Below are 26,206 nucleotides of genomic sequence, written 5' to 3'. Positions count from 1 at the left end.
TCTGGCCGCAAGGCCCGTCACCCGATGCGCGGGAGTGACGGGCCCTACGGGTCTATGGGGGTGAGTCCTCTGCTTGTGAGAGTAGGACTCGGTTCAGTACTGGCGCTGGGGGAGTGCGGCCTTGGCCTGCTCCTGCGTGAACGTGCCCTCCACGGTCACGACCCGCTCCGGCACCTGCTCGCCGGCCACGACCTTCTTCGCGAGGTCCATCAACTGCTTGCCCAGCAACGGGTTGCACTCGACGATGAAGTTGATCTCGCCGTTGGCCAGCGCCTGCATGCCGTCCTTCACCGCGTCCACGGTGATGATCTTGATGTCCTTGCCGGGCACCTTGCCCGCGGCCTTGATCGCCTCGATGGCGCCCAGACCCATGTCGTCGTTGTGCGCGTACACCACGTCGATCTTCGGCTGGGACTTGAGGAACGCCTCCATGACCTGCTTGCCGCCGGAGCGGGTGAAGTCACCGGACTGCGACGCGACGACCTTGATGTCGGGCTTGGCCGCGATCTTCTCCTCGAAGCCCGTCTTGCGGTCGATCGCGGGCGCCGCGCCGGTGGTGCCCTGAAGCTCCACGACGCTCGTCGGGCCGGAGGCGTTGGCCACCAGCCAGTCGCCGGCCTTGCGGCCCTCCTCGACGAAGTCGGAACCGAGGAACGTCTTGTACAGCGACGTGTCGTCGGAGTCGATCGAACGGTCGGTGAGGATCACGGGGATGTTGGCGCGCTTGGCTTCCAGCAGCACGGTGTCCCAGCCGGTCTCGACGACCGGGCTGAACGCGATCACCGACACCTTCTGCTGGATGTAGGAGCGGATCGCCTTGATCTGGTTCTCCTGCTTCTGCTGCGCGTCGGAGAACTTCAGTTCGATCCCGGCTGTCTTGGCCTCGTCCTGGATCGACTTGGTGTTGGCGGTGCGCCAGCCACTCTCGGCACCCACCTGGGCGAAGCCCATCGTGATGGTGCCGCCGGACGAGCCGGTGTCCCCACCACCGCCTCCTGAGCCGCACGCGGTGAGCGCGCTCAGCAGGACCACGCTGGCGACTGTCGTGATCTTCTTCAGCACTGGGGTTCCTCCGGGGTGACGACGGTGTCGCGGAGCTCGACCGCGTGTCCGCGGTTGTCAGGTGGACAAGAGTGAACGCTCACAACTGTCGCGTCAAGGGCTTGCTCGTAACGAGTTCGCAGCCCTATGTTAACGCTCACTTCCGAGCTTGGGGAGGAAACCCGTGCCCCGCAAGCACGTCCTGCTGAGCGCCGCCCTCGCGGCCAGTCTGCTCGTCGCCGTTCCCGGATCTGGGGCGGCCGCCGAGACCGACTACACGCTCAAGATCGACGCCACGAAGAAGGGCGCGTCGATCGACGACTCGATGTACGGCGTCTTCTTCGAGGACATCAACCGAGCCGCCGACGGCGGTCTGTACGCCGAGCTGGTGCAGAACCGCTCGTTCGAGTACGACCCGGCCGACAACGCGAGCTACCACGGCCTGACCTCGTGGGCCCCGCACAGCGGCACGCTCGACGTCGCCGACGACACCGGCCGGATGAACGAGCGCAACCGCCGCTACCTGAAGCTGGGCCTGCCCGCCGGCGTCATCAACTCCGGCTACAACAGCGGAATCGCGGTCCAGAGCGGCCGGCGCTACGACTTCTCCGTCTGGGCGCGCACCGACCAGGCGAGCACCCCGCTCACGGCCACCGTCACCGACCCCGCCGGAACCGCGCTGGGCGACCCGGTGAAGATCCAGGTCCGCGGCGACGGCTGGACCCGCTACACCGGCACCGTCCGCGCCCAGAAGACCTCGACGACCGGCCGGTTGCTGGTCACCGGCGGCGGCACCGGAACCCTGCGCCTCGACATGGTCTCGCTGCTGCCGCAGGACACCTTCAAGGGTCACGGCCTGCGTCGCGACCTCGCCGAGAAGATCGCCGCGCTCAAGCCCGGCTTCGTCCGGTTCCCCGGCGGCTGCCTGGTCAACACCGGCAGCCACTACGGCTATGAGGCGCCGAACTTCGAGCGCCGTCGCTCGTACCAGTGGAAGGACACCATCGGCCCGGTCGAGCAACGCGCCACCAACTCGAACTTCTGGGGCTACAACCAGTCCTACGGTCTCGGCTACTTCGAGTACTTCCAGTTCTCCGAGGACGTCGGCGCCATGCCGTTGCCCGTCGTGCCCGCCCTGGTCACCGGCTGCGGCCAGAACCGCGCCACGGACGACCCGGCGTTGCTGGCGAGGCACGTCCAGGACACGCTCGACCTGATCGAGTTCGCGAACGGCCCCGCCGACTCCACCTGGGGTCGCAAGCGTGCCGAAATGGGGCACCCCAGGCCGTTCAAGCTGACTCACCTCGCGGTCGGCAACGAGGAGAACCTGCCCGACGAGTTCATGGCCCGCTTCACGAAGTTCCGCGACGCCATCAACGCGAAGTACCCGGACATCACCGTCGTCAGCAACTCCGGCCCCGACGACACCGGCGGCACGTTCGACCGCCTGTGGCAGCTGAACAAGCAGGCCGGCGTGAAGATGATCGACGAGCACTACTACAACAGCCCGAGCTGGTTCCTGGAGAACAACAACCGCTACGACTCCTACGACCGCAACGGTCCCAAGGTGTTCCTCGGCGAGTACGCCTCGCAGGACAACAGGCACTTCAACGCGCTGAGCGAAGCGGCGTTCATGACCGGCCTCGAACGCAACGCCGACGTCGTGAAGCTCGCCTCCTACGCGCCGTTGCTGGCCAACGAGGACTACGTCCAGTGGCGGCCGGACATGATCTGGTTCAACAACCACGCGTCGTGGGGCTCGGCCAGCTACGAGATGCAGAAGCTCTTCATGACCAACGTGGGCGACCACGTCGTGCCGAGCACCGCGTCCGCCACGCCGTCCACCCAGGCGCCGATCACCGGTGCCATCGGGCTCTCGACGTGGGCGACCGCCGCCACCTACGACGATGTGAGCGTCACCAATGCGTCTGGCCAGCCGTTGTTCAGCGACGACTTCTCGGGCACCGACGCGCAGTGGACCAAGTCCGGTCGTGGCGCGTGGAACGTCGTCAACGGCGCCTACGTCCAGTCCGACGCCGCCGCCGAGGACACGCTCGTCACGGCAGGCGACAGGTCCTGGCGTGACTACACGCTGAACGTCAAGGCCACCAAGCAGTCCGGACGTGAGGGCTTCCTCGTCGCGTTCGGCGTGCAGGACACCGGCAACTACTACTGGTGGAACCTCGGCGGCTGGAACAACACCCAGTCCGCGGTGGAGAAGGCCGTCGGCGGTGGCAAGAGCACGCTGATGAGCAACGGCACGCGCATCGACACCGGCCGCACGTACGACGTGCGCGTCGAGGTCCGCGGCCGCCACGTCGCGTTGTTCCTCGACGGCCAGAAGTGGGGCGAGTTCACCGACGACAAGCTCGCCGAGCCGTTCCGCCAGGTCGTCACCCGCGACCTCGCCACCGGCGAGCTGATCGTCAAGGTGGTCAACGCCCAGGACAACGCCGCCCGCACGCGGATCGACCTCGGCGTCCCGGTGGCGTCGACGGCGCGGGCGACCGTGCTCCAGGGCCGTCCCGACGACGTGAACACCGAGTTCACCCAGCCGATCCGGCCCCGTGCCGAACAGGTCCGGGTGGCGAGCAGCTTCACGCACACGTTCCCGCCGAACTCCGTCACGTTCCTCCGGATCAGGAGCCGCTCGTGATCACCCGACGATCTCTGCTGGCGACGGGCGGTGTGCTCGCCGCGACCGGTGCGCTCGCGTCCGCCGCGCCCGTTTCCGCTGATGCCGAACCCGCCGCGGAGGTGCCGACCCGCAACCCGCTCGTCGAACAGCGCGCCGACCCGTTCGTCACGCCGCCGACCGACGGCATGTACTACCTGACCGGGTCCGTGCCCGAGTACGACCGGGTCGTGATCCGCGGCGCGTCCACTCTGGACGGTCTGGCCTCTGCTCGTGAGCGCACCATCTGGCGGCGTCCGGCGTCGGGGAAGATGGGCGGCTACATCTGGGCGCCGGAACTGCACCGCATCGACGGGAAGTGGTACGTCTACTTCGCCGCGGGCGACAAGGACGAACCGTTCCGCATCCGCACCTACGTGCTGGAGTCGGCGAACGCGGACCCGCGCGAAGGCGGCTGGGTGCTGCGCGGGCAGATGGTGACGGCGTGGGACACGTTCACACTGGACGCGACCACCTTCGCGCATCGCGGCAAGCGCTACTTCCTGTGGGCGCAGAGCGAGCCCGGCATCGCCACCAACACCAACCTCTACATCGCCGAGATGGCCTCGCCGCTGGCGTTGAAGACCGCCCCGGTGCGCATCGCGACGCCCACGCTGTCCTGGGAGGTGCTGGGCTTCAAGGTGAACGAGGGGCCCGCGGTGCTGATCCGCAACGGCCGCGTGTTCGTGACGTACTCCGCGAGCGCCACCGACGCCCGGTACTGCATGGGCCTGCTGACCGCCGATGAGAACGCGAACCTCCTGGACGCGCGGTCGTGGACCAAGTCGCCGAACCCCGTGTTCACGACTCATGCGCCGACCTCGCAGTACGGGCCGGGGCACAACTCGTTCACCACGGTCGGTTCCACCGACGTGCTCGTCTACCACGCCCGCGACTACCGCGACATCACCGGCGACCCGCTGTTCGACCCGAACCGGCACACCCGCGTCCAGAAGCTCCACTGGAACGCGGACGGCACACCTTCGTTCGGTGTTCCCGTCGGACGTGGTGGGCCGATCGCGCGGCTGTCGCCTTTGGACGCGCCCTCGCTGGTGGTGCGGCACTACGAGTACCGGCTGCGGGTCGACGGCAACGTCCGCGACCTCGGCGACAGCCAGTTCCGTTTCGTGCCGGGCTTCCTCGGTGCCGGGACGGTCGCGGTGCAGTCGGTGAACTTCCCGGACCGGTACGTGCGAGTGGATGGAGACGTGATCCGCATCGACCCGTTCGAGGACACCGACGCGTACGGCCGTGCGGCGAGTTTTGTTCGCGTGCCGGGACTTGCGGACGGTCGTGCGGTTTCGCTGCGTGCCGGTGCGGACACGTATCTGGCCCACGACAACGGTCGCGTCGTGTTGTCCAGACCAGGAAGCGACCGCGACGCGCGCAGACGTGCCACATTCCGACTCGAATAAGTGGACAATGAGCACTGCATCGAAGCCGACCTGGTGTTATCGCTAACATCACCGGCGCAGATCGAAGATCGGAGACCGCTCGTGGAGAAGACGTCGCGTGACCCCGCGATGACCGATGTGGCACGACTTGCCGGGGTGTCGCACCAGACGGTCTCGCGTGTGCTCAACAACCACCCGAACGTCCGCGAGCAGACCCGGCTGCGGGTGAAGGCGGCCATCAAGGAGCTCGACTACCGCCCCAACCGGGCCGCTCGCGCGCTCGTCACCGGCAAGACCCAGCTCATCGGCGTGGTCGCGCAGAACTCGACCCTGTACGGCCCGGCCTCGTTGCTGTCCGCCTTCGAGGAGGCGGCGGGCGAGGCCGGGTTCGCGGTCAGCGTCGGCAGGGTGAAGGTGCTAGACCGCGACTCCATCGCCGCCGCCGTAGAACGGCACCGCGACCAGCGCGTGGCCGGCATCGTAGTGATCGCGCCGAACTCGTCGGCGGCCGACGCGCTGGCCGACGTGCCCGCCGGGGTACCGCTGGTGACCGTGGACGGCGACCCGGACCGGTCGACGCCGCTGGTCACCGTAGACCAGGCGAAGGGCGCGTTCGACGCTACCAAGCACCTGATCGACGCGGGCCACGAGACGGTCTGGCACGTGTCCGGCCCCGCGGACTGGTTCGACGCGGCGGGCCGCGTACAGGGCTGGCGCGCGGCGCTGGACGCCACCAGCGCCGAGGTGCCGCCGGTCGTGGCGGCCGACTGGAGCGCGGCGTCGGGCTACCGGGCAGGGCAGATGCTGGCCAGGATGCCCGAGGTGACGGCCGTGTTCTGCTCGAACGACCACCTCGCCCTCGGCGTGCTGCGGGCGATGAGCGAACGCGGCAGGAGCGTGCCGCACGACGTGAGCGTCGTGGGCTTCGACGACGTGCCCGAGGCCGCCTACTTCATCCCGCCGCTCACCACCGTGCGCCCGGACTTCGCCGCGGTGGCGCACGAGACCCTCGGCCTGCTGCTGGAACAGATCAGCGATGGCGAGACCACCCGGCCGCGCCGGACGGTCGCGCCGACGCTGGTGAAGCGGAACAGCGTGGCGCCGCCGTCCCGGTAGTTCGGTGTCGTGGTTCCGTGCTGGACGGTCGTGCCGACGCTGGTGAAGCGGAACAGCGTGGCTCGCCCCGGTAGCCCCGCCCCGGCGGCTCGCCGCCCTGTCTCCAGGGATGCGCGGGGGGAGCGTGCGCATTTCGGCTGCGGGTCTCTGGGCGGCATCGAGGCTCGGTGGTTCCACCGGCCGTCGCGTGGGCCCTCGCCGAGGGCGCGGGGAACGTTCGCACTTCGGCAGTGCGGGTCCCCGCGCGGCGTCGAGACCTCGCCGGTCCCCGTACCGGCCCTGACGCGGGCCGTTTTGTCGTGCGCTCACGTCCGTGCACATTTCCCTCACTCGCAGGGAAATCACGATGTATCGGACGCATCTTGACTCCCTGATTGTTAGCGATAACACTCAGGTCGTGACTGACATGACGATCGACCGCGACGCGTGCGTGGTGGGTGTCGACTTCGGCACGCTGTCCGGCCGCGCCGTGGTCGTGCGCGTCCGCGACGGCGCCGAGCTCGGCACCGCTGTGCACGAGTACCGCCACGGAGTGGCGGACCAGGTGCTGCCCGCGACCGGCCGGCCGCTGCCGCCGGAGTGGGCGCTGCAGGTCCCGGCCGACTACCTCGACGTCCTGCGCACCGCCGTCCCGCAGGCTGTCGAGGCGGCCGGGATCTCCGCAGCGCAGGTGGTCGGCATCGGCACGGACTTCACCGCCTGCACGATGGTGCCGGTCACGGCGGACGGCACACCATTGTGCGAGTTGCCGGAGTTCGCGGAGAACCCGCACGCCTACGTCAAGCTGTGGCGCCACCACGCGGCCCAGCCGCAGGCCGACCGGATCAACGAGCTCGCGCGTCAGCGCAAGGAGCCGTGGCTCGCGCGGTACGGCGGCCTGATTTCCTCGGAGTGGGAGTTCGCGAAGGGCCTGCAGGTGCTCGAGGAGGCGCCCGAGGTCTACGCGGCGATGGCGCGGTGGGTCGAGGCCGCGGACTGGATCATCTGGCAGCTCACCGGCACCTACACGCGCAACGCCTGCACCGCCGGCTACAAGGGCATCCACCAGGACGGCGAGTACCCCGGCGAGGACTTCCTGGCGGAGCTCAACCCCGAGTTCGCGACGTTCGTCGCCGACAAGCTCGACCACCCGCTGTCCGCGCTCGGCGACCGGGCCGGTGGGCTGACCGCGCAGGCCGCCGAGTGGACCGGGCTGCCCCAGGGCATCGCGGTGGCGGTCGGCAACGTCGACGCCCACGTCACGGCGCCCGCCGCGCAGGCCGTCGGGCCCGGCCAGATGGTCGCGATCATGGGCACCTCCACCTGCCACGTGATGAGCGGCGAGGTGCAACGCGAGGTACCGGGCATGTGCGGCGTCGTCGACGGCGGCATCGTGCCGGGGCTGTGGGGCTACGAGGCCGGGCAGAGCGGCGTCGGCGACATCTTCGCGTGGTTCCTGCGCAACCAGGTGCCGCCCGCCTATCACGATCAGGCGAGCGAGCGCGGCATCACGGTGCACGAACTGCTCTCCGAACTGGCGGCGGACCAGGAAGTGGGCGAGCACGGGCTCGTCGCGCTCGACTGGCACAGCGGCAACAGGTCCGTGCTGGTCGACCACGAACTCTCCGGTGTGATCGTCGGTCAGACGCTCGCCACGAAGGCGGAGGACGTCTACCGCGCGTTGCTGGAGGCCACGGCGTTCGGCACGCGGATGATCATCGACACCTTCACCGACGCGGGCGTGCCGGTGACCGAGCTGGTGATCGCCGGCGGGCTGGTGAAGAACACGCTGCTGATGCAGATCTACGCCGACGTCGTGAACCTGCCGCTGTCGGTGAGCGGCTCGGCACAGGCGCCCGCGCTCGGCTCCGCGATGCACGCGGCGGTGGCGGCGGGCGCGTACCAGGACATCCGCGCGGCGGCGGACTCGATGGGATCGGTGCGCCGCAACGTCTTCACGCCCGTTCCGGAGAACGTCGAAGCCTACGAACGACTTTTCCACGACTACCTGGAGCTGCACGACTACTTCGGCCGCGGTGCCAACGATGTCATGCACCGGCTGCGTGAGTACCGCCGCGCCGCCCTGGAGGGGAAGAGCTGATGTCCGCCACGGCAGAACTCCGCCGCACGGTCGCCGAACTCCACCGCGAGCTGACCCGCTACGAGCTGGTGAGCTGGACGGCGGGCAACGTGTCGGCACGGGTGCCCGACCAGGAGCTGATGGTGATCAAGCCGTCCGGGGTGTCCTACGACGAACTGGGTCCGCACGCGATGGTCGTGACGGACCTGCACGGCACCCTCGTCGAGGGTGAGCTCGCGCCGTCCTCCGACACCGCGGCGCACGCGTACGTCTACCGGCACATGCCCCATGTCGGCGGTGTCGTGCACACGCATTCTCCTTACGCGACAGCGTGGGCGGCGCGCGGTGAGCCCATCCCGTGCGTGCTCACCATGATCGCGGACGAGTTCGGCGGCGACATCCCGGTCGGGCCGTTCGCGTTGATCGGCGACGACTCGATCGGCAAGGGGATCGTGGAGACCCTCAGTGCCAGCAGGTCTCCTGCCGTGCTGATGCGCAACCACGGCCCGTTCACCGTCGGCGTGACCGCCCGCGCCGCCGTGAAAGCCGCGGTGCTGGTGGAAGACGTCGCCCGCACCGTCCACTTCGCACTTCAGCTCGGCAAGCCGGACGTGATCGAGCAACAGCACGTCGACCGGCTCTACGAGCGCTACCAGAACGTTTACGGCCAGTGAGCCCAGAAGGAGAGCACATGCCGGACAAGCCCCAGATCTGGTTCCTCACCGGCAGCCAGCACCTCTACGGCCAGGAGACGCTCGACCAGGTCGCGGCCCAGTCCCAGCAGATCCAGCGGATGCTCAGCGAGTCCGGCCGGATCAGCGCGGAGATCGTGTGGAAGCCGGTGCTCACCGACTCCGGCGCCATCCGCGCGATCATGCAGGAGGCGAACAACGACCCCACGTGCGTCGGCGTGATCGCGTGGATGCACACGTTCTCACCGGCGAAGATGTGGATCACCGGGCTGGACCTGCTGCGCAAGCCGTTGCTGCACCTGCACACGCAGCTCAACGAGGCGTTGCCGTGGTCGACCATCGACATGGACTTCATGAACCTCAACCAGGCCGCGCACGGCGACCGCGAGTTCGCCTACGTGCAGACCCGGATCGGGGTGGCGCGCAAGACGGTCGCGGGACACGCGAGTGATCCCGTGGTGGCCGAGCGGATCGACGGCTGGGCCCGCGCCGCCGCCGGTCGGGCGCACCTGCGCGGCCTGAAGCTGGCCCGCTTCGGCGACAACATGCGCGACGTCGCCGTGACCGAGGGCGACAAGGTCGAGGCGGAGCTGCGGTTCGGCGTCTCGGTCAACACCTACGGCGTCAACGATCTCGTCGCCGTGGTCGACGCGGTGCCCGACGCCGGCATCGACCTGCTCGTCGCCGACTACGCCGAGACCTACCGGCTCTCACCAGAGCTGGCGCGCGGGGGAGAGCGGCACGACTCGCTGCGGTACGCGGCCCGCATCGAGATCGGTCTGCGGTCCTTTCTGGACGACGGCGGGTTCGGCGCGTTCACCACGAACTTCCAGGACCTCGGCGGGTTGCGGCAGCTGCCGGGCCTTGCCGTGCAACGGCTGATGGCGGACGGCTACGGCTTCGGCGGTGAGGGCGACTGGAAGACCTCCGCGCTGCTCGCCGCCGTGAAGGCCATGGGCGACGGCACCGGCCGCGGCACGTCGTTCATGGAGGACTACACCTACCACTTCGGGCCGGGCACGCCGAAGATCCTCGGCGCGCACATGCTGGAGGTGTGCCCGACGATCGCCGCCGCGCAGCCGTCCTGTGAGGTCCATCCGCTGGGCATCGGCGACCGGGAGGACCCGGTGCGGCTGGTGTTCGACGCCGCCCCCGGTCCCGCCGTGGTGGTCGGGCTGGCCGACCTCGGTGACCGGTTCCGCCTGGTGGCCAACGAGGTCACGGTGGTCCCGCCGGACGAGCCGCTGCCGAAGCTGCCGGTCGCACGGGCCGTGTGGCAGCCGGCGCCGTCGCTCTCGACGTCGGCGGAGTGCTGGCTCACCGCGGGCGGCCCGCACCACACGGTGATGACCCAGGCGGTCGGAGCCGAGGTGCTGCGGGACTTCGCGCAGATGGCCGCCACGGAGCTCGTGCTGATCGACTCCGAGACGACCCCGGCCTCGTTCACCGACCGGCTGCGCTGGAACTCCGCCTACCACCGCCTGGCGCTGGGAATCAGCTGACGCGCGTGGAACTCGGCGATCTGCCGCCACACCGCGACGGGGTTGGAGTACATGGGGAGCTGCCCGCTGTGCGGGATCTCCGCGAGCTCCACCCCGTTCGCGTCGAGGATCGGCAGGTAGGAGAGGTTCGCGCACTGCTCGCCGTAGAGGTACATCCGCGGGCAGGGCAGTGACAGGAACTTCTGGAGCAGGTTCCCGTGGTCGGCGAGTTCGACCATCGATCGGAAGAGGGTGGGCACGGCACCGCGCTGGACCTTGATCGGGAGGTTCGCCGCGTACAGGCCGCCGCCGTAACAGGGTGTCTCCCGGCTGCGTTCCGCGAGCCTGAAGAGGTAGTCACCGGGATCGCGGTGGTTCAGCGCCTCCCTGCTCAGCACGCAGTCCTCGGGTGCGAGCACGCCCTTGATGTTGACGAAGCTCAGCACCCGGCCCGGTTCCTGGTGAGCCAGGAGAAGCGCCGCGAGTGCTCCCGTCAGGTGTCCGACCACGTGGAACCGGCCGATGCCCGCGCGGTCGAGCATCGCCCGCGCGGTCTCCGCCAGGAACGGCACGTCGACCTCTCCCAGGGCGGAGCACTCCGTGGCGCCCGCACCGGGTGCGTCGTAGGCGAGAAACGGGCGCCCGGCGAACTCGTGTCGCTGGAGGACGTCGAGGTAGTCCTCCTTGCTCGTGCCGAACCCGTGCAGGAAGACGACGGGCGCGTCGACGCCCTCGCGACGCACCGACGCGACCTTGAGGTTCACCCCGTGGATGCGCAACGGGATCTGCTCGTGGACGACTCTGTGTGCCGATGGCATGGCTGTTCCCCGGTTCTTCGCAGGTGCGGTACTGCGGAATGAACCGTGAGCATGCCAGCAGCTGTGAACGCTCACAAGTAGTTGAACTCTTTGCTTTCCCGGTCCGTATCCCGTTGTGCCGGCACAAAACGTCCCCTAGTCGTGAGGTTCGAATATGTCGAGAGCGCATGCACGACCCCAGCGAGGCAAGCGGGTGCTCGTGGCCGGGGTCGCCGTCGCCGCCACGCTGACAGCGGTGACCGCGGCCGTCGCCTTCGCGGGCGGGGAGACCGCCACCGGCGCGATCGCATGTCCGCAGCCCGTCGTCCCGGCGGTGCCGGCCGCGGCGCAGGCCGAGGTCCAGCGAGAACTCGCCAACCTCGACAAGCAGATCGCCGAGGCGAACAACCGGCTGCGCACGTCGGCCGGCGAAGGCGGCCCGAACTTCGTGCAGAACGCGATTCTCGGCCCGTTGGCGAGCAAGCGGGTCGCGGCGCTGAACCGCATCGAGACCGCTATCGGCCGGGTCGCCGAGAAGCCCGAGGGTCTGGAGAGGTTCGCGACCTGCGGACTTGGTCAGGCGCCCGCGGTGTCCGCGCCGCCGGCGACGTCAAAACCGGCGTCGACGAGCACGAACGCCGGTACGGGTTCGGCGGCCGGAAAGGTCATCGAGTGCCCGCTGCCGGTGGTGCAGAACGTTCCCGCGGCCGCGCGTGCCGAGGTCGACCGCGAGTTCGCCAACCTGAGCAAGCAGCTGGCGGAGGCGAACGAGCGGTTGCGCACGTCGGCCGGTCAGGGCGGGCCGAACTTCGTGCAGAACGCGATCCTGGGCCCGTTGGCCAGCAAGCGGAACGCCGCGCTGGACCGGATCGCGATCGCCATCGGCCGCGTGGGGGCACGGCCTCAGGGACTGGAACGCTTCGCCACCTGCTCGCTCAAGTAACTCTCCTCGGGGTTCGAGCGTGCGGGCCCGTCTCCTCGGGGGCGAGCGTTCCCAGGGGTCCTGCCGGACGGACGCGCCTCCGTTCGGCAGGACCTTGACGCGTGAGTAGGTTCTCGATAGATGTTAGCGTGAACATCGCGCGTTCAACGGAGAACCGATGACCAGACTTCTCGCTCTGCTCGCCGTTTCGGCGCTTTCTCTCTCCACCGCGGCCCCCGCGACCGCTGCCGTGGAAGCCGTCACGGTGAGACCGGATCCGACCTACCAGCAGGAGCCGTTCCAGGGCTGGGGCACGAGCCTGGTGTGGTTCGCGAACGCCACCGGCGGCTACCCGGACGAGATCCGCAACCAGTTGGCGGAACTGCTGTTCGGTGAGGACGGACTCAACCTCAACATCGCTCGGTACAACATCGGCGGAGGCAACGCGCCGGACGTGCCGGAGTACCTGCGGGCGGGCGCCGCGGTCCCCGGCTGGTGGAAGGCGCCGGCCGGTACCACTCGCACGGACACCGACTGGTGGAAGCCGGGCGACGCGCGTTTCTTCGACGCCGCCGCGGATCCACGTCAGCGGTGGTGGGTAGACCGGATCAAGCAGGACGTGACCCGCTGGGAGTCCTTCAGCAACTCGCCGCCGTGGTTCCAGACCGTCAGCGGGTACGTCTCCGGCGGCTTCGACCCGAACGCGGACCAGCTGCGGGAAGACCGGATCGGCGACTTCGCCGCCTACCTCGCCCAGGCCACCGCGGAACTGGAGCGGGCCCACGGCATCAAGTTCGCCACGGTCGACCCGTTCAACGAGCCCAACACCTCCTACTGGCGCACGACGCTCGGCCCGGACGGCAATCCGACGGGCGGGCGGCAGGAAGGTGCCCACATCGGGCCCGCGCTGCAGGCGAAAATGGTGCCCGCGATGGCGGAGGCGTTGCGCGCCAACAGGGTGAAGGCCACCGTGTCCGCGCCGGACGAGACCAACCCCGGCATCTTCGCCGCCGACTGGGCGGGCTATCCCGCCTCGGTGCGCGCGCAGGTCAGCCAGCTGAACGTGCACACGTACGGCACGGCACGCCGCACGTCCGCCCGCGACATCGCCAAGGGCGGCGGCAAGCCGTTGTGGATGAGCGAGGTCGACGGGCACTGGGGCTCCGGCCAGAGCTTCACCAGCATGGAGCCGGGCCTCGGCATCGCGGAGCGCGTGATCGACGACCTGCGCGAGCTGGAACCGCGTGCCTGGCTGCTGTGGCAGGCGGTCGAGGACTACAACAACATGACGCCTGGCGCCGAGTCCCCGGACGGCATGAACTGGGGCGTGATCCAGATCCCGTTCGACTGCGGGGCTCAGGACACGTTGGCGACGTGCCCGGCTCGCGTCAACACGAAGTTCCACGCGCTGCGGAACTTCACCCACTTCGTCAAGCCCGGCGATCGCCTGGTGAAGGTCAACACCACGACCGACGTGGCGGCGGTGCGCAACACCGAGCTGAAGTCTTTGGTGCACTTGAACAAGACCGATCAGGCGCAGTCCGTGACGCTGGACCTGTCGGCGTTCGCGTCGGTGCGGTCGAACGCGTCCGTCCGCCCGGTCGTGACGGATCAGCACGGCGCATTGGTGAAGGGTGCGGCCGTGCGGGTCAAGGACCGCAAGGCGACGCTCTCCGTGCCGGCGAAGTCGGTGACCACGTTCGAGGTGAGCGGTGTCAGCGGCGTGAACCGCGAGGCGGCTCTGGGCGGGCAGTACCGGCTCACCGGGGTGCAGAGCGGCAAGTCCCTTGCGCCGTCCGGCACCTCGCTCGTCCAGCGCACCACCGACCCGGCCGCGGCGGACCAGGTGTGGCGGGTGGAACGCCGATCTGGCGGCTACGACAACCGCGCCCAGTTCTCCGTCGTCAACGCCGCCACGGGCCAGCGGATCGCGGCAGGCGGCGGGAACGTCGTGCTGAGCTCCTCCGACAGTCCGGCCGCGAGATGGGTGCTCTCGTCCACCGGCGACGGCACGTGGACCTTCGTCAACCAGGAGAACGGGAGTCTGCTCGACGTGGTCGGCGAGTCGCGTGAGGACGGTGCCAGAATTGGTTTGTACCAAGCGACATCCGGCGCCAATCAGCGTTGGTCGATGACCGCCGTTCCGCGCAGGTAGTCCACTCCGAACGGTCGATTGAGCCGGGCCCGCGACCCTCTAGGGTTGTTGATAGTTCAATGACAATTGGGGTAACGGTGTCGCGCAAGCTTTGGCTCGTCGTTCTGGTCCTGCTCACCGGAGCCTGCACGGCAGGGCCGCCGTCGCCGGCGCCGTCCACCCGCATGCCCTGGAAACCGCCCTCCCTCATCAACGAGGAGGCGCGGTACCAGGGCGTGCTGCACTTCGTGCGTGACGTGATCGACGGCCGCACCGTCGAGCTGGCGGACGGCACGAAGGCCCGCATCGCGCAGCTGGCGGCACCGCCGGCCTGCTGGGCGGAGGGCGCGCTGTCGTTCGCCAGGACGACGCTGCTGGCCAGCGCCGTCCGCATCAGTCCCGTCATCTCCGGCGACGTGAACCTGATGCTGGAGGACGGCACCGACTACGCGTTGCTCGCGGTGCGGCAGGGCGTGCTGCGGGCCGAAGGGGTCGACGGCGGCGCGTTGCTCACGGCCGAGTCCGAGGCTGCCGGTGCCGACAGGGGTCTGTGGGGACCGCCGTGCGACGGTCTCGACGTGGCTCTGCCCCCCACCGCCACCACGGGTCTCCCGGCGCCGGGCACGACCGCGGTGCGGCCGCCACCGGCTCCGGCCATCACGACCACGACGCCGCCCCGTCCGACTCCTACGACCACGTCGCCACCGAAGCCTCCCGCGCGGACGTGTGCGGTCGCCTACCGCATCTCCGGTCAGTGGCCAGGTGGTTTCCAGGCGAATGTGAGCGTGCGCAACACCGGTTCCACGTCCGTCAACGGCTGGACGCTGCAGTGGAGTTTCGCGAACGGGCAGACCGTCACCGACATGTGGAACGCGAAGGCGCGGCAGTCCGGCGCGACCGTGAACGCCGCGAACGCCGACTACAACCCGCAGATCCAGCCCGGCGGTTCGGTGTCGATCGGGTTCAACGGTTCGGTTCGAGGTGGTAACTCCGCTCCCGGCGCGTTCACGCTCAACGGTCAGTCCTGTTCGGTCGAGTGATCACGCGCTGTCCCGCACGACGAGTGCGGAGGGGTAGAACGTCGCCCCGGACGTGTCACGGCGGTCGAGGACTGCCTGTGCCGCGGCGGCGGCGATGTCCTCCACCGGGTGCGTGCTCGTCGTGAGCGCCGGGCGGCTGAGCCCGGCGAACGCGATGTCGTCGAACCCGGCGACGGCCACGTCCCCCGGCACCCGCACGCCCAGCGCGTGAAGTCCGTCGAGGACACCGAGCGCGGTGAGGTCGCTGAGCGCGAACACCGCGTCGGTGTCCGGCCACCGCGCCATGATCTCGACGGCCGCCTTGGCGCCACGGGCGGCGGTGAAGTCACCGGTGACGACCCGGGGTTCGCCGCCGCTGTCGCGCAGCACCCGCCGGTAGGCGTCGACGGCGCGGTCGCCGCAGGGCAGCCACGACGGCCCGGTGACCATCGCGATCCGGTGCCTGCCGGTGCGCACGAGATGCCGCACGACCCCGTCAGTACCGGCGCGGTTGTCGACGTCGAACGACGGCACGTGACGCGCGCCGACCCCTACCGCGGCGACCCGGCCGCGCAGGGTCCGCGGCACGGTCTCCAGCGCCGGCCGCGTCGGGTTCACCACGACCAGGCCACCGAGGCCGCGCCCGTCGGCGAGCCGGGCGAGCGAGCCGGGGTCGGCCAGGGGCAGCCAGTGCAGGGAGACGCCGACCTCGCGCTCGGCGGCGACGTGCGCCGCCGACGTCAGGACCCGGCCGACGTAGGGATCGTCGAGCACGGCGGCGGTGTGGCCGATGACCGCGATGGCGAGGCGTGTGCCGGTGCGGGTGACCAGCGCGCGGGCGGAGGCGTCCGGCACGTAACCCAGTGCGGCCACGGCCGCCGTCACCCTGTCCCGTGCCCGCGGCGATGCCGGACCCTGGCCGGTGACCACGCGCGAGGCGGTGGCCCGGGACACGCCTGCGGCCCGTGCCACGTCGTCGAGTGTCGCGGTGCGTACTCCCGTCATCTCAGCAGTATTGCGGTGGAAGCGCTTCCATGTGTGGGGTAAGTACTTCAGTATCGAGAAAGGAGGACCGGGATGTCGGTCACGGTGCCACGCAATCAGGTCCGAGCCGCCGCCGCGGGGGTCGCGGTCACCTTCGGGCTCAACGGCGTGGCCGTGGCGACCTGGTTCGCCCGCGTGCCCGCCGCCCGTGACGCGCTGGGCCTGACGCCCGGCGCGCTGGGGTTGCTGCTGCTGTCGATGTCCGTGGGCGCGTGCCTGGCGATGCTCACCGCAGGCGAGGTCACGCACCGGCTCAGGCCGAAGCGGACGGTGAGCCTGTCGGCCGTGACGGTCGCGCTGGGACTCGCGGTGGCGGGCGTCGGCATCGGCGCCTACCCGTCGCCGGTGGTGACGGCGATCGGGATCTTCGTGCTCGGCTACGGCTCGGGGCTGTGCGACGTGGCGATGAACGTCGAGGCCGCAGAGGTGGAACGCGCTCTCGGCAGGACGGTGATGCCACGCTTCCACGCCATGTGGAGCCTCGGCACGGTGGCCGCCGCCGGCCTTGCGTCGTTCGCGGCGTGGGCGGTTCTGCCCGTGACCGCGCACCTGGCCGTGGTGGCCGTGGTCGTCGCCGGCGGCACGCTGGTGGCCGCGCGCACGTACCGCCTGGCCGCCGAGGCGGAGCAGGGCAGCGGCAGCGGGGTCATGGCGGCGTGGCGGGAACCCCGCACGTTGCTGATCGGGCTGCTGGTGCTGGTGCTGGCGTTCACCGAGGGCACCGCGAACGACTGGGTGGCGGTCGCGTTCATCGACGGCTACGAGGCCGACCCGGCGCTGGGAGCCCTGGTGTTCGGCGTGTTCGTCACGACGATGACGTTCGGCCGGATCTTCGGCACCATCGCGCTGGACCGCTGGGGCCGCGTGCCGGCGGTCGTCCTCTCGATGCTGCTGGCCGCCTCGGGCGTGACGCTGGCCGTGTTCGCCGGGTCGTTCGGTGTGGCGGTCGCCGGCGTGGCCGTCTGGGGACTCGGGACCGCGCTGGGTTTCCCGGTGGGAATGAGCGCGGCCGCGGACGATCCGGAGAGGGCTGCGGCTCGGGTCAGCGTTGTCGCGGTGATCGGCTACACCGCGTTCCTGGCGGGGCCGCCGCTCGTCGGGCTGCTCGGGAACCAGCTGGGGGTGTTGCGGGCCTTGCTGGTCGTGCCGTTCCTGCTGTTGCCCGCGTTGGTGCTCACGCCTTCGTTGCGGCAGCCCAAGGGCTGAGCCTCTCCGAGCCGACGGGCCACGAACGCCGCGATCAAATTTGATCGCGGCGTTCTGCTGTTCGACGGTATTCGATTCGAAGAATGGTCGAACGCCGTGCTGAATCGTCGAATGAATTCACTTCGTTGACGCATGCCGGAAGCATTCGTAATACTCGGTTCACGATCGTGGACCTTGTTCAAGAATGTGAATCCTCCTTTCCGAAGGGTATTCCGTCATGCGGCTTTTCGTTGGTGCGCTGGTGCTGGCCTGCGCATCCGCCGGGGTGGTGAGCCTCCCCGCGCACGCCGGTCACGACCCCGCGCGGCAGGTGCTGCCCGCGGGGGACGGCTGGGCGTCGGCCGGGCCGGGCACTACCGGGGGAGCGGCGGCCCCCGCCGCGAACGTGCACGAGGTGCGCACGCGTGCCGAGCTCGTCGCGGCGCTCGCGGCCCCGGCTCCGCGGATCATCAAGGTCAGGGGCGTGATCGACGCGAACACCGGTGACGACGGGAAACCGTTGCGGTGTGAGGACTACGCGGCCGACGGCTACACGCTGGCCGGTTATCTCGCGGCGTACGACCCGGCGGTCTGGGGATGGGAGCGCGAACCCGAAGGGGCACTGGAGGACGCGCGGGTCGCGTCGGCGAAGAGGCAGGAAGCGGTCATCGCGCTGAACGTCCAGGCGGACACGACGATCGTCGGGGTCGGCCGTGGCGCCGGCATCACCGGTGGCAGCCTGCGGATCCACGGCGTGCGCAACGTGATCGTGCGCGATCTGACCTTCCGCGACACCCGTGACTGCTTCCCCCAGTGGGATCCCACCGACAACAGCCCCGGCTCGCCGCCCGGCAACTGGAACTCGCTCTACGACTCGGTGTCGCTCCAGCGTTCCGAGCACGTGTGGGTCGACCACAGCACGTTCACCGACGAGCCGAACATCGACAGCACCCAGCCGCTCCACTTCGGACGGCCGTACCAGGTGCACGATGGCCAGCTCGACATCACGAACGGCTCCGACCTCGTCACGGTGTCCCGCAACGTCTTCGCCGAGCACGGCAAGACCATGCTCATCGGCTCGTCGAACTCGTCCACGACCGATCCGGGCAAGCTGCGGGTCTCGGTGCACCACAACGTCTTCCGCGACGTGCTGGAACGCGCGCCCCGCGTGCGGTTCGGCCAGGTGCACGTCTACAACAACCTGTACGAAGGCGCGCAGACCTACAGCTGGGGTGTCGGCGTCAAGTCCCAGATCTACGCGCAGAACAACTTCGTCAAGGGCATCGCGCCGCAGGAGATCGTCTACAACTGGGGCGGCACGGCGATCACCGACACCGGCAACCTGGTGGACGGCAGGCCGGTGAGCCTGGTGAACGCGCACAACGCGGCGTTCCCGGACAAGGCCCTCGGCACGGACGCCGGGTGGACGCCGACGCTGAACCGCGGTCTCGAACCCGCGCACCGGATCAGGCACCTCCGGGCGGGCGCGCCGCCGGCGGGACACCACCTCGTGGTGGGTCAGGGTTTCGCCACCGTGCAGGCCGCGATCGACGCGGCACCGGCGGGAGGCGTGATCACCCTGCCGAAGGGCGTGTACCGGGAGGTCGTCAAGATCCCGGCCACCAAGCAGAACCTCACCCTGCGCGGCGCCACCGGACGAGCCCAGGACGTGGTGATCGACTTCGACAACGCCAGCGGCACCAAGAAGCCCGACGGCACCACCTACGGCACGACCGGCAGTGCCACAGCCACCATCGCGGCCAACGGGTTCACCGCCCGGGACGTCACCTTCCGCAACTCGTTCGACCGCGCGAAGCACCCGGAGATCACGGCCACGCAGGCGGTCGCGGTCAAGGCCACCGGTGATCGAATGCTGTTCGACCGCGTGCGCTTCGAAGGCCACCAGGACACGCTGTACGCCGACACCCCGGCCACGAACACCCGTTCGCGGCAGTACTACCGGGACTGCGCGATCACCGGTGACGTCGACTTCCTGTTCGGCAGGGCGACGGCCGTCTTCGAACGCGCGACCATCACCGCGCTGAACCGCGGCGGCGACCCCAACGGGTACGTGACCGCCGCCAGCACCCGCAAGGACAACCCGTACGGCTTCCTGATCGTGAACTCGACGATCCGCAGCGACGCACAGGCCCGCACGTACTTCCTCGGCAGGCCCTGGCATCCCGGCGGTGACCCGGACGCGATAGCGCAGGTCGTCATCCGCGACACCGTGCTGCCCGCCGCGATCAAGGCCGCGCCGTGGACCGACATGTCCGGATTCCCGTGGCGGGGAGCCAGGTTCGCGGAGTACCGCAACACCGGGCCCGGCGCGGGAACGGGAACGGACCGTCCCCAGCTCAGCGACGAGCAGGCGCGGCAGCACACGAAGGCCACCTACCTGAGCGGGTGGAACCCGGCGTGAGGACCCGCACGTGGGCGCCTTACGCCCTGATCGCCCCGACGCTCGTGCTGATGGCGGTGTTCCTGGTCTATCCGATCGCCAGCGTCGGATGGTTCAGCCTGCGTCAGCACACCGTCACGCAGCCCTGGAAGAACGGCTTCATCGGGTTCGAGAACTTCCGGCGGATGCTGTTCGAGGACCAGCTGTTCTGGCAGAGCCTCGCGTTCAGTGCCAAGTGGGTCGTCGTCGAGGTCGGTCTGCAACTGGTGCTGGGACTCGTTCTCGCGCTGATCGTGAACGAGACGTTCGTCGGCAGGGCGATCGCGCGGGCACTGGTGTTCTCGCCTTGGGCGGTGTCCGGGGTGCTGACCACCGGCATCTGGATCCTGCTCTACAACCCGTCGACGGGGATCTTCCAGCAGCTCGCCCAGTGGGGCATCGGTGATCCCGGCACCTCGGTGCTCGGTGATCCGGCGACCGTGTTCCCCGCGACCGTCATAACCGAGCTGTGGCGCGGGGTGCCGTTCTTCGCGATCCTGCTGCTCGCCGACCTGCAGAGCATCCCGAACGACCTGTACGAGGCCGCGTCGGTCGACGGTGCCGGGCGGTGGCGCAAGTTCGTCAGCATCACGCTTCCGCACCTGCGCGACGCGATCGTGCTGTCCACGTTGCTGCGCGCGGTGTGGGAGTTCAACAACGTCGACCTCATCTACACGCTCACCGGTGGCGGACCGGCGAACCAGACCACCACGCTGCCGCTCTACGTGGCGCGCAAGGCCGTCGACTCGCACGACTTCGGGTACGGCTCGGCGCTCACGATGGCCGGCTTCGTGATCCTCCTGTTCTTCTCGATCCTCTACCTGAGGCTGTCCAAGTTCGGGAGCCGGGAATGACCCAGACGCTCACCCGCCCGGCGACGACGGTCGTGCCCCCACCGGCACCGCCGCGACGCAGGAAGCACCGCGACCCGAGCCGGTACTTCCGGCTGCACCTCCCGCTGGTGCTCTATCTGCTGTTCACGCTGATCCCGTTCTACTGGATGCTCGTCTTCGCCTTCCGGCCGACGGGCCGGACCTCGCTCGTGCCGTGGCCGATCACGTTCGAGCACTTCGACACGGTGTGGAACGGCGTCGGGTTCGGGGTGTTCTTCCAGAACAGCCTGATCATCGGGGTCGGGACGCTGGTCGTGGTCACCGTGTTCGCGCTCATGGGCGGCTACGCGCTGGCGCGCTTCAAGTTCCGCGGTCAGCGGGTGTTCCTGCTGGCGTTGCTGTGCACGCAGTTCATCCCCGGCGCGATGATGCTGATCCCGTTGTTCGTGATCTTCAAGTCCGCCGGGCTGCTGAACAGCCTCACCGGCCTGGTGATCGCCGACACCGCGTTCCAGCTGCCGCTCGCGCTGATCCTGATGAGCGGCTTCGTGCGCAACGTCCCGGTCGAGCTCGAAGAGGCCGCGATGGTCGACGGGTGTTCGCGGCTGCGCGCGTTCTTCGCGGTGACGCTGCCGCAGCTCAAGCCCGCGATCGTGGCCGTGGGGTCGTTCGCGTTCATCGGTGCCTGGAACAACTTCCTGTTCGCGCTGATGTTCGCGAGCAGGCAGGACAAGTTCACGCTGCCGGTCGGGCTGAGCTACGCGCTGGGCGAGTTCAACACCGACTTCGGGGCGCTCGCGGCGGGCGGAGTCGTCGCCGCGGTGCCGGTCGTACTGGTTTTCGCCGTGGTGCAACGGTTCCTGGTGCAGGGGCTGAGCGCCGGTGCGGTCAAGGGATGAGGGAGACATGAGGAGACTGCTGGTCGCGCTGGCACTTGTGCTGAGCGCGTGTTCCGCGGGACAGGACGGGCCCACGACGATCACGTTCTGGGACAACAACGGCGGCCCCGGCCGCACCCCCATCTACCAGGAGCTGATCAAGCGGTTCGAGGCGGCGAACCCCGACGTCAAGGTCGAGTACGTCGGCATTCCCAGCTCGTCGGTGCAGCAGAAGTACGACACGGCCATCGCCGGCGGGTCCACTCCGGACGTCGGCGGCGTCACGACGTCGTACCTCGCGCACCTCATCGGCCAGGACGCGCTCGAACCGGCCGACGACCGGGTGGAGAACGGCGCGCTCAAGGGAAAGCTGCTGAACGGCCTGCTGGAGACCGTGCGGCAGACCGCGCCCGACGGCAAGCTCTACGCCGTGCCCGCGTCCGGCAACATGGACATCATCTGGTACCGGTCCGACCGGTTCGAGGAGAACAAGATCCCGCAACCGTCCACCTGGGATGATCTGACCAAGGCCGCCACCCAGCTGACGAAGCCGGCGGACAACCAGTACGGCTTCACGATCCGCGGTGGTGCGGGGTCGGTCTTCCAGCTGCTGTCGGAGGCCTACTCCTACTCCGGTGTCGAGAAGTTCTACGAGGGCGGCAAGAGCACGGTGTCCGACCCGCGCAACGCCGAGCTCGTGCGCAAGGTGGCCGAGCTGTACAAGAAGGCCACGCCCGAGGCCGACGTGAACAACAGCTACACGCAGATGGTCGCGCAGTTCACCGGCGGCACGGTGGCGATGATGCACCACAACCTCGGCTCGACCGCGGACGTGATGAAGGCGCTCGGCCCGGAACGCGTCGCCGCCATGCCGTTGCCGAAGGGACCGTCCGGCAAGCGCACGGTGGTGCCGAACCCGACCGACGGGTTCGCGGTGTTCAAGGGCGGCAAGAACCGGGACGCGTCCTGGAAGTTCGTCGAGTTCCTCACCTCGGCCGAGAGCAACGGCTACTGGAACGAGAAGGTCGGCCAGATCCCGGCGAACACCGACGTGCGCGGTGCCGAGTGGATCCAGAAGAACCCCGCCGTGAAGATGGCGCTCGGGGTGCTGGAGGACCCGGCGACCGTGCTCGTGCCCGCGCCGGTCTACCTGCCGGAGTACTCCTCGATCACCAAGACCGACACCGAACCGCTGTACCAGAAGGTGTTGCTGGGGCAGATGTCCGCGCAGGAGTTCCTCGACCAGCTCGCGGCCAAGCTCACCACCGCCCAGCAGGACTGGGAGAAGCGCAAGTGATCGAACAGGTGGTGGTGCGGACGTTCAAGACTACGGCGGCCACGTCCGTCGACGCGGAGGGACACCGGCATCCGGCGCCCGAGCACGAGGTCGTCGAGGCACTGCTGGAGATCACCGACACCGACGGGGTCACCGGGTACTGCCAGATCCAGCCCGACCAGCTGCGACCCGCGGTGCTGGACAAGCACGTGCGGCCGGTGCTGCTGGGCCAGGACCCGTGGGACCGCGAGCGGTTGTGGCGGCTGCTCGCGCGACGGCAGCGGGGATCGCACGGCGGGTTCACCGACCGCGCACTCGGGTTCGTCGACCAGGCGCTGTGGGACCTGGTGGCCCGCCGCGCCGAGCTGCCCGCGTGGAAGCTCGCCGGGGGCGCCCGCGATCGGATCCCCGCCTACGCCAGCACGATGTGCGGCGACACGGACGGCCTCGCGACACCGGGCGACTACGCGGACTTCGCGAAGCACCTCGTGTCGGTGGGCTACCGGGCGATCAAGCTGCACACGTGGATGCCGCCGGTGCCCGGTGCGCCCAGCGTCACCCGCGACGTCGAGGCGTGCCAGGCGGTGCGGGACGCGGTCGGGCCGGGCATCGCGCTCATGCTCGACGCTAGCCACTGGTACTCGCGGACCGAGGCGCTGCGGCTCGGCAGGGCGTTGCAGGAGCTGGACTTCTACTGGTTCGAGGAGCCGATGGAGGAGGCGTCGATCAGCTCCTACCGGTGGCTGTCCGAGCAGCTGGACATCCCGGTGATCGGCCCGGAGGTGGCGTGGGGCAAGCACCTCACCCGCGCCGAGTGGATCGCCGCCGGAGCGTGCGACATCCTGCGGGCGGGCCCGGCGGGAAGCGGCGGGATCACGCCGGTGCTCAAGACCGTGCACCTCGCGGAGTCGTTCAACATGGACTGCGAGATCCACGGCAACGGGTCGGGCAGCCTCACCGTGCTAGGGGCGACCGACGCGGGCCGGTGGTACGAACGCGGCCTGCTGCACCCGCACGTCGACTTCGACCGCGTTCCGCCGCATCGCAACGCGATCGCCGATCCACTGGACGAGAACGGGTACGTGTCGTTGCCGTCGATTCCCGGAATCGGGGACGACTGGAATTTCGAACACATCGGAGTTCACACTCTTGAAGTGTGGTGAGAAATGCCCCGGCCGGCGGCCGGGGCATTTCCGCTGTCGGCGCTATCGGTAGGTGATGTCCGAGGACTTGAACAGGCAGTTCGTGCTGTCCGCCCCGGTGCCGATCTTCTTCGGCTCGCCGCTCGTGACACCCTGGTACTTGTCGCAGATCGAGATCTTCTTGCTGCTGTCGCCGACGATCGCGATCCTCGAGAACCGCGCGGTGTCGCCGTAGTTCGTGTTGATGCCGACGAGCGACTTGCCAGGCGAGAACGCGGTGATGTTCTCCAGCACGACGTGCCGCTTGTGCTGCGTGCCGCAGTTGCCGCAGGACCGGTAGAGCTTGCCGAAGTCGTCCACCTGGAAGTTGCGGATGATCATCGTGCCCGGCCCGTTGTGCTGGAACACCTTGTCCGACGCCTTGCGCGCGCCACCGCCGCTGATGGTCATGGTCTGCGACGACGAGGTGCCCTTGAACGTGGCCGCGTCCTCGCCGACGTCCTCCCACCACACGTTGGTGAGCGTGCAGGTGCCGAGGCAGTGGACGCCGTCCGCGGCCGGCGCGCCGAGCACGACGTTCTTCAGCGTCGCGCCGTCGGCCAGCTGGAAGATCGGGCCCTGGTCCTCGTTCTGGCCGCCGGAACCGAGGCTGCCGGTGCCGTAGAACCGTTGCATGCCACCGTCGTAGCCGCTCGACCCGACCTTGATGGTCGTGCCGACCGGTTTCGACCCGGAGGGCGTGGGGAAGGTGCTGCCCGCGGCCTGTGCCTGAGGTGCGAGAAACGCGGCCAATGCCGCGGCCAACATCAATGGTGCGAGTTTCTTCATGTGTGCTCCGCTTGCAGGGGGATATGCGGCGATAATTCGATGGTAGGGAGAGGATCTTTCCTGTCAACTTCTTTCGATTGTTCGAATCGAATTTCTTCGAATTGGTTGACCGCTCCGCCGCGCGCTGGTTGTGTGAGTTGTACCGTCGCTCACCAATTGGAAGGCATGGAATGATTCCAAAGCGTGCAGCATTGATTTCCGCAGTGGCGCTGGTCGCCGGCGCTGTTGCAGTTCCCCAGGCCGCGGCGGCCCCGTTCGGGCTGGTCGGCTGGGCCACCCAGGGCGGTGGCACGACCGGTGGCGGTGGCGCCTCACCGGTCACGGTCACCACGGCGTCCGCGTTCGTCGCGGCCGCGAAGGCGTCGGGCGCGGCGGTGATCCGAGTCTCCGGGACGATCTCGTTGTCGAGCATGACGAAGGTCGCCTCGAACAAGACCATCGAGGGCGTCGGCTCGTCCTCGGCGATCACCGGGCAGGGCCTGAACATCGCCAACGCCTCGAATGTGATCGTGCGCAACCTCAACTTCCGCAGCTGGGGTGACGACGCGATCAACGTGCAGTACTCCACCCGCGTGTGGATCGACCACAACACCTTCTCCAACGGCTACGACGGTGCGGTCGACGTCAAGCGGGCCTCGGACTACGTCACGGTGTCCTGGAACAAGTTCACCAGTCACAACAAGACGATGCTGCTGGGCCACAGCGACGACAACGGGCCGGAGGACCGCGGCAAGCTCCGGGTGACCTACCACCACAACTGGTTCGCCGGCACGCAACAGCGCCACCCGCGCGTGCGGTTCGGCAACCCGGTGCACGTCTACAACAACTATTACGGCGGTGTGACCGACTACGGCGTCGCGTCGACCGTCGAGGCCGGGGTCCTGGTCGAAGGCAACTACTTCGAGAACACCGAGGATCCGTTCCACCGCGGTGAGGGCAGCTCGCCCGGTGGCTCGCTGGTGGCGCGCAACAACCACTTCGTCAACTCGGGAACGGGCGACCAGGGCGGCTCGGTCAAGAGTCTTCCCTACTCCTACCCGCTCGACGGCGCGAGCAGCGTGAAGAGCGTGGTCACGGCCGGTGCGGGAGCCGGGCGCGGCTGACGAGACCAGGGGGCGTCCGAAGTGGCGTGGGCGCCCCCACCCTCGTCTGGGACCGCTCCCAGAATTCCACTCGAAGAGAGCAGTAAGAGGAACCGGCAGACGAATTGCCGTTGTGCCGTGCGGGCTAAAGTCCAGCGCCCTTCAGCTC

The 26,206-nt window shown here is 68.9% G+C and carries 20 protein-coding genes; 16 read left to right on the top strand and 4 right to left on the bottom strand.

All coding sequences use genetic code 11. The features are described 5' to 3' along the window. Window positions 1-93 precede the first annotated feature (93 nt). Entirely contained in the window at window positions 94-1,062 is a 969-nt protein-coding gene (locus BM417_RS09225; RefSeq protein WP_093589983.1) for an ABC transporter substrate-binding protein, read from the bottom strand. Between the two features lie 163 nt (window positions 1,063-1,225). Here BM417_RS09225 and BM417_RS09220 point away from each other — a divergent pair, with 163 nt between their 5' ends. From BM417_RS09220 to araA, 6 genes are all read left to right on the top strand, one after another. After that, entirely contained in the window at window positions 1,226-3,697 is a 2,472-nt protein-coding gene (locus BM417_RS09220) for an alpha-L-arabinofuranosidase C-terminal domain-containing protein (protein ID WP_218164404.1), read from the top strand. Then, entirely contained in the window at window positions 3,694-5,130 is a 1,437-nt protein-coding gene (locus BM417_RS09215) for a family 43 glycosylhydrolase (RefSeq protein WP_093589980.1), read from the top strand. The genes BM417_RS09220 and BM417_RS09215 overlap by 4 nt, the downstream gene beginning before the upstream one ends. Window positions 5,131-5,238: 108 nt before the next feature. After that, a complete protein-coding gene (locus BM417_RS09210; protein WP_093591018.1) occupies window positions 5,239-6,225 on the top strand; it encodes a LacI family DNA-binding transcriptional regulator in 987 nt (328 codons plus the stop codon). 406 nt (window positions 6,226-6,631) lie between these two features. Next, window positions 6,632-8,305, top strand: coding sequence for a ribulokinase (araB, locus tag BM417_RS09205; protein ID WP_093589977.1), 1,674 nt, complete (start codon window positions 6,632-6,634; stop codon window positions 8,303-8,305). Beyond that, complete coding sequence (locus BM417_RS09200) at window positions 8,305-8,958, top strand: L-ribulose-5-phosphate 4-epimerase (RefSeq protein WP_093589974.1); 654 nt, start codon at window positions 8,305-8,307, stop codon at window positions 8,956-8,958. The genes araB and BM417_RS09200 overlap by 1 nt, the downstream gene beginning before the upstream one ends. A 17-nt stretch (window positions 8,959-8,975) precedes the next feature. Then, window positions 8,976-10,478: an L-arabinose isomerase gene (gene araA / locus BM417_RS09195; protein ID WP_093589971.1), complete on the top strand. Its 1,503-nt coding sequence runs from the start codon at window positions 8,976-8,978 to the stop codon at window positions 10,476-10,478. Here araA and BM417_RS09190 read toward each other — a convergent pair. After that, a complete protein-coding gene (locus BM417_RS09190; RefSeq protein ID WP_093589968.1) occupies window positions 10,448-11,275 on the bottom strand; it encodes an alpha/beta fold hydrolase in 828 nt (275 codons plus the stop codon). The genes araA and BM417_RS09190 overlap by 31 nt on opposite strands. 154 nt (window positions 11,276-11,429) lie before the next feature. Here BM417_RS09190 and BM417_RS09185 point away from each other — a divergent pair, with 154 nt between their 5' ends. The 3 genes from BM417_RS09185 to BM417_RS09175 all read left to right on the top strand — a co-directional run bounded on the left by BM417_RS09185 (window position 11,430) and on the right by BM417_RS09175 (window position 15,350). Then, complete coding sequence (locus BM417_RS09185) at window positions 11,430-12,197, top strand: hypothetical protein (RefSeq protein ID WP_093589966.1); 768 nt, start codon at window positions 11,430-11,432, stop codon at window positions 12,195-12,197. A 157-nt stretch (window positions 12,198-12,354) separates the two neighbouring features. Continuing rightward, window positions 12,355-14,331: an RICIN domain-containing protein gene (locus tag BM417_RS09180; protein WP_093589964.1), complete on the top strand. Its 1,977-nt coding sequence runs from the start codon at window positions 12,355-12,357 to the stop codon at window positions 14,329-14,331. 77 nt (window positions 14,332-14,408) lie between these two features. After that, a complete protein-coding gene (locus BM417_RS09175; RefSeq protein ID WP_177320344.1) occupies window positions 14,409-15,350 on the top strand; it encodes a cellulose-binding domain-containing protein in 942 nt (313 codons plus the stop codon). Here BM417_RS09175 and BM417_RS09170 read toward each other — a convergent pair whose 3' ends face one another. After that, complete coding sequence (locus BM417_RS09170; protein ID WP_093589960.1) at window positions 15,351-16,334, bottom strand: LacI family DNA-binding transcriptional regulator; 984 nt, start codon at window positions 16,332-16,334, stop codon at window positions 15,351-15,353. It abuts the gene before it with no gap. A 72-nt stretch (window positions 16,335-16,406) separates the two neighbouring features. Between BM417_RS09170 and BM417_RS09165 the strand changes: the two genes are divergently transcribed. The 6 genes from BM417_RS09165 (at window position 16,407) to BM417_RS09140 (ending at window position 24,148) form a co-directional block, all read left to right on the top strand. Further along, complete coding sequence (locus BM417_RS09165; protein WP_093589957.1) at window positions 16,407-17,579, top strand: MFS transporter; 1,173 nt, start codon at window positions 16,407-16,409, stop codon at window positions 17,577-17,579. A 217-nt stretch (window positions 17,580-17,796) separates the two neighbouring features. After that, a complete protein-coding gene (locus BM417_RS49130) occupies window positions 17,797-19,980 on the top strand; it encodes a pectinesterase family protein (RefSeq protein WP_245821797.1) in 2,184 nt (727 codons plus the stop codon). Further along, window positions 19,977-20,852: a carbohydrate ABC transporter permease gene (locus BM417_RS09155; RefSeq protein WP_218164403.1), complete on the top strand. Its 876-nt coding sequence runs from the start codon at window positions 19,977-19,979 to the stop codon at window positions 20,850-20,852. Before BM417_RS49130 ends, BM417_RS09155 begins: the two co-directional genes overlap by 4 nt. Next, entirely contained in the window at window positions 20,849-21,730 is an 882-nt protein-coding gene (locus tag BM417_RS09150; RefSeq protein ID WP_093589954.1) for a carbohydrate ABC transporter permease, read from the top strand. The genes BM417_RS09155 and BM417_RS09150 overlap by 4 nt, the downstream gene beginning before the upstream one ends. Before the next feature lie 7 nt (window positions 21,731-21,737). Then, complete coding sequence (locus BM417_RS09145) at window positions 21,738-23,006, top strand: ABC transporter substrate-binding protein (protein WP_093589951.1); 1,269 nt, start codon at window positions 21,738-21,740, stop codon at window positions 23,004-23,006. Next, the gene (locus BM417_RS09140) at window positions 23,003-24,148 is read left to right on the top strand and encodes an enolase C-terminal domain-like protein (RefSeq protein ID WP_093589948.1); all 1,146 of its coding nucleotides are present in this window, start codon (window positions 23,003-23,005) and stop codon (window positions 24,146-24,148) included. Before BM417_RS09145 ends, BM417_RS09140 begins: the two co-directional genes overlap by 4 nt. A 42-nt stretch (window positions 24,149-24,190) precedes the next feature. On the opposite strand, the gene BM417_RS09135 is transcribed toward BM417_RS09140, so the two are convergent. Next, a complete protein-coding gene (locus tag BM417_RS09135; protein ID WP_093589946.1) occupies window positions 24,191-24,955 on the bottom strand; it encodes a pectate lyase in 765 nt (254 codons plus the stop codon). A gap of 191 nt (window positions 24,956-25,146) precedes the next feature. On the opposite strand from BM417_RS09135, the gene BM417_RS09130 reads away from it, so the two are divergent. Further along, window positions 25,147-26,058 (top strand): pectate lyase family protein, encoded by a 912-nt coding sequence (locus BM417_RS09130; protein WP_245821796.1) that lies wholly within the window; start codon window positions 25,147-25,149, stop codon window positions 26,056-26,058. Window positions 26,059-26,206 lie beyond the last annotated feature (148 nt).

This window comes from Lentzea waywayandensis (assembly GCF_900115955.1).
GTDB classification, from domain to species: Bacteria; Actinomycetota; Actinomycetes; order Mycobacteriales; family Pseudonocardiaceae; genus Lentzea; species Lentzea waywayandensis.
The sequence above is the reverse complement of the archived record's forward strand: the minus strand, read 5'-3'. Positions and strand labels throughout refer to the sequence as shown.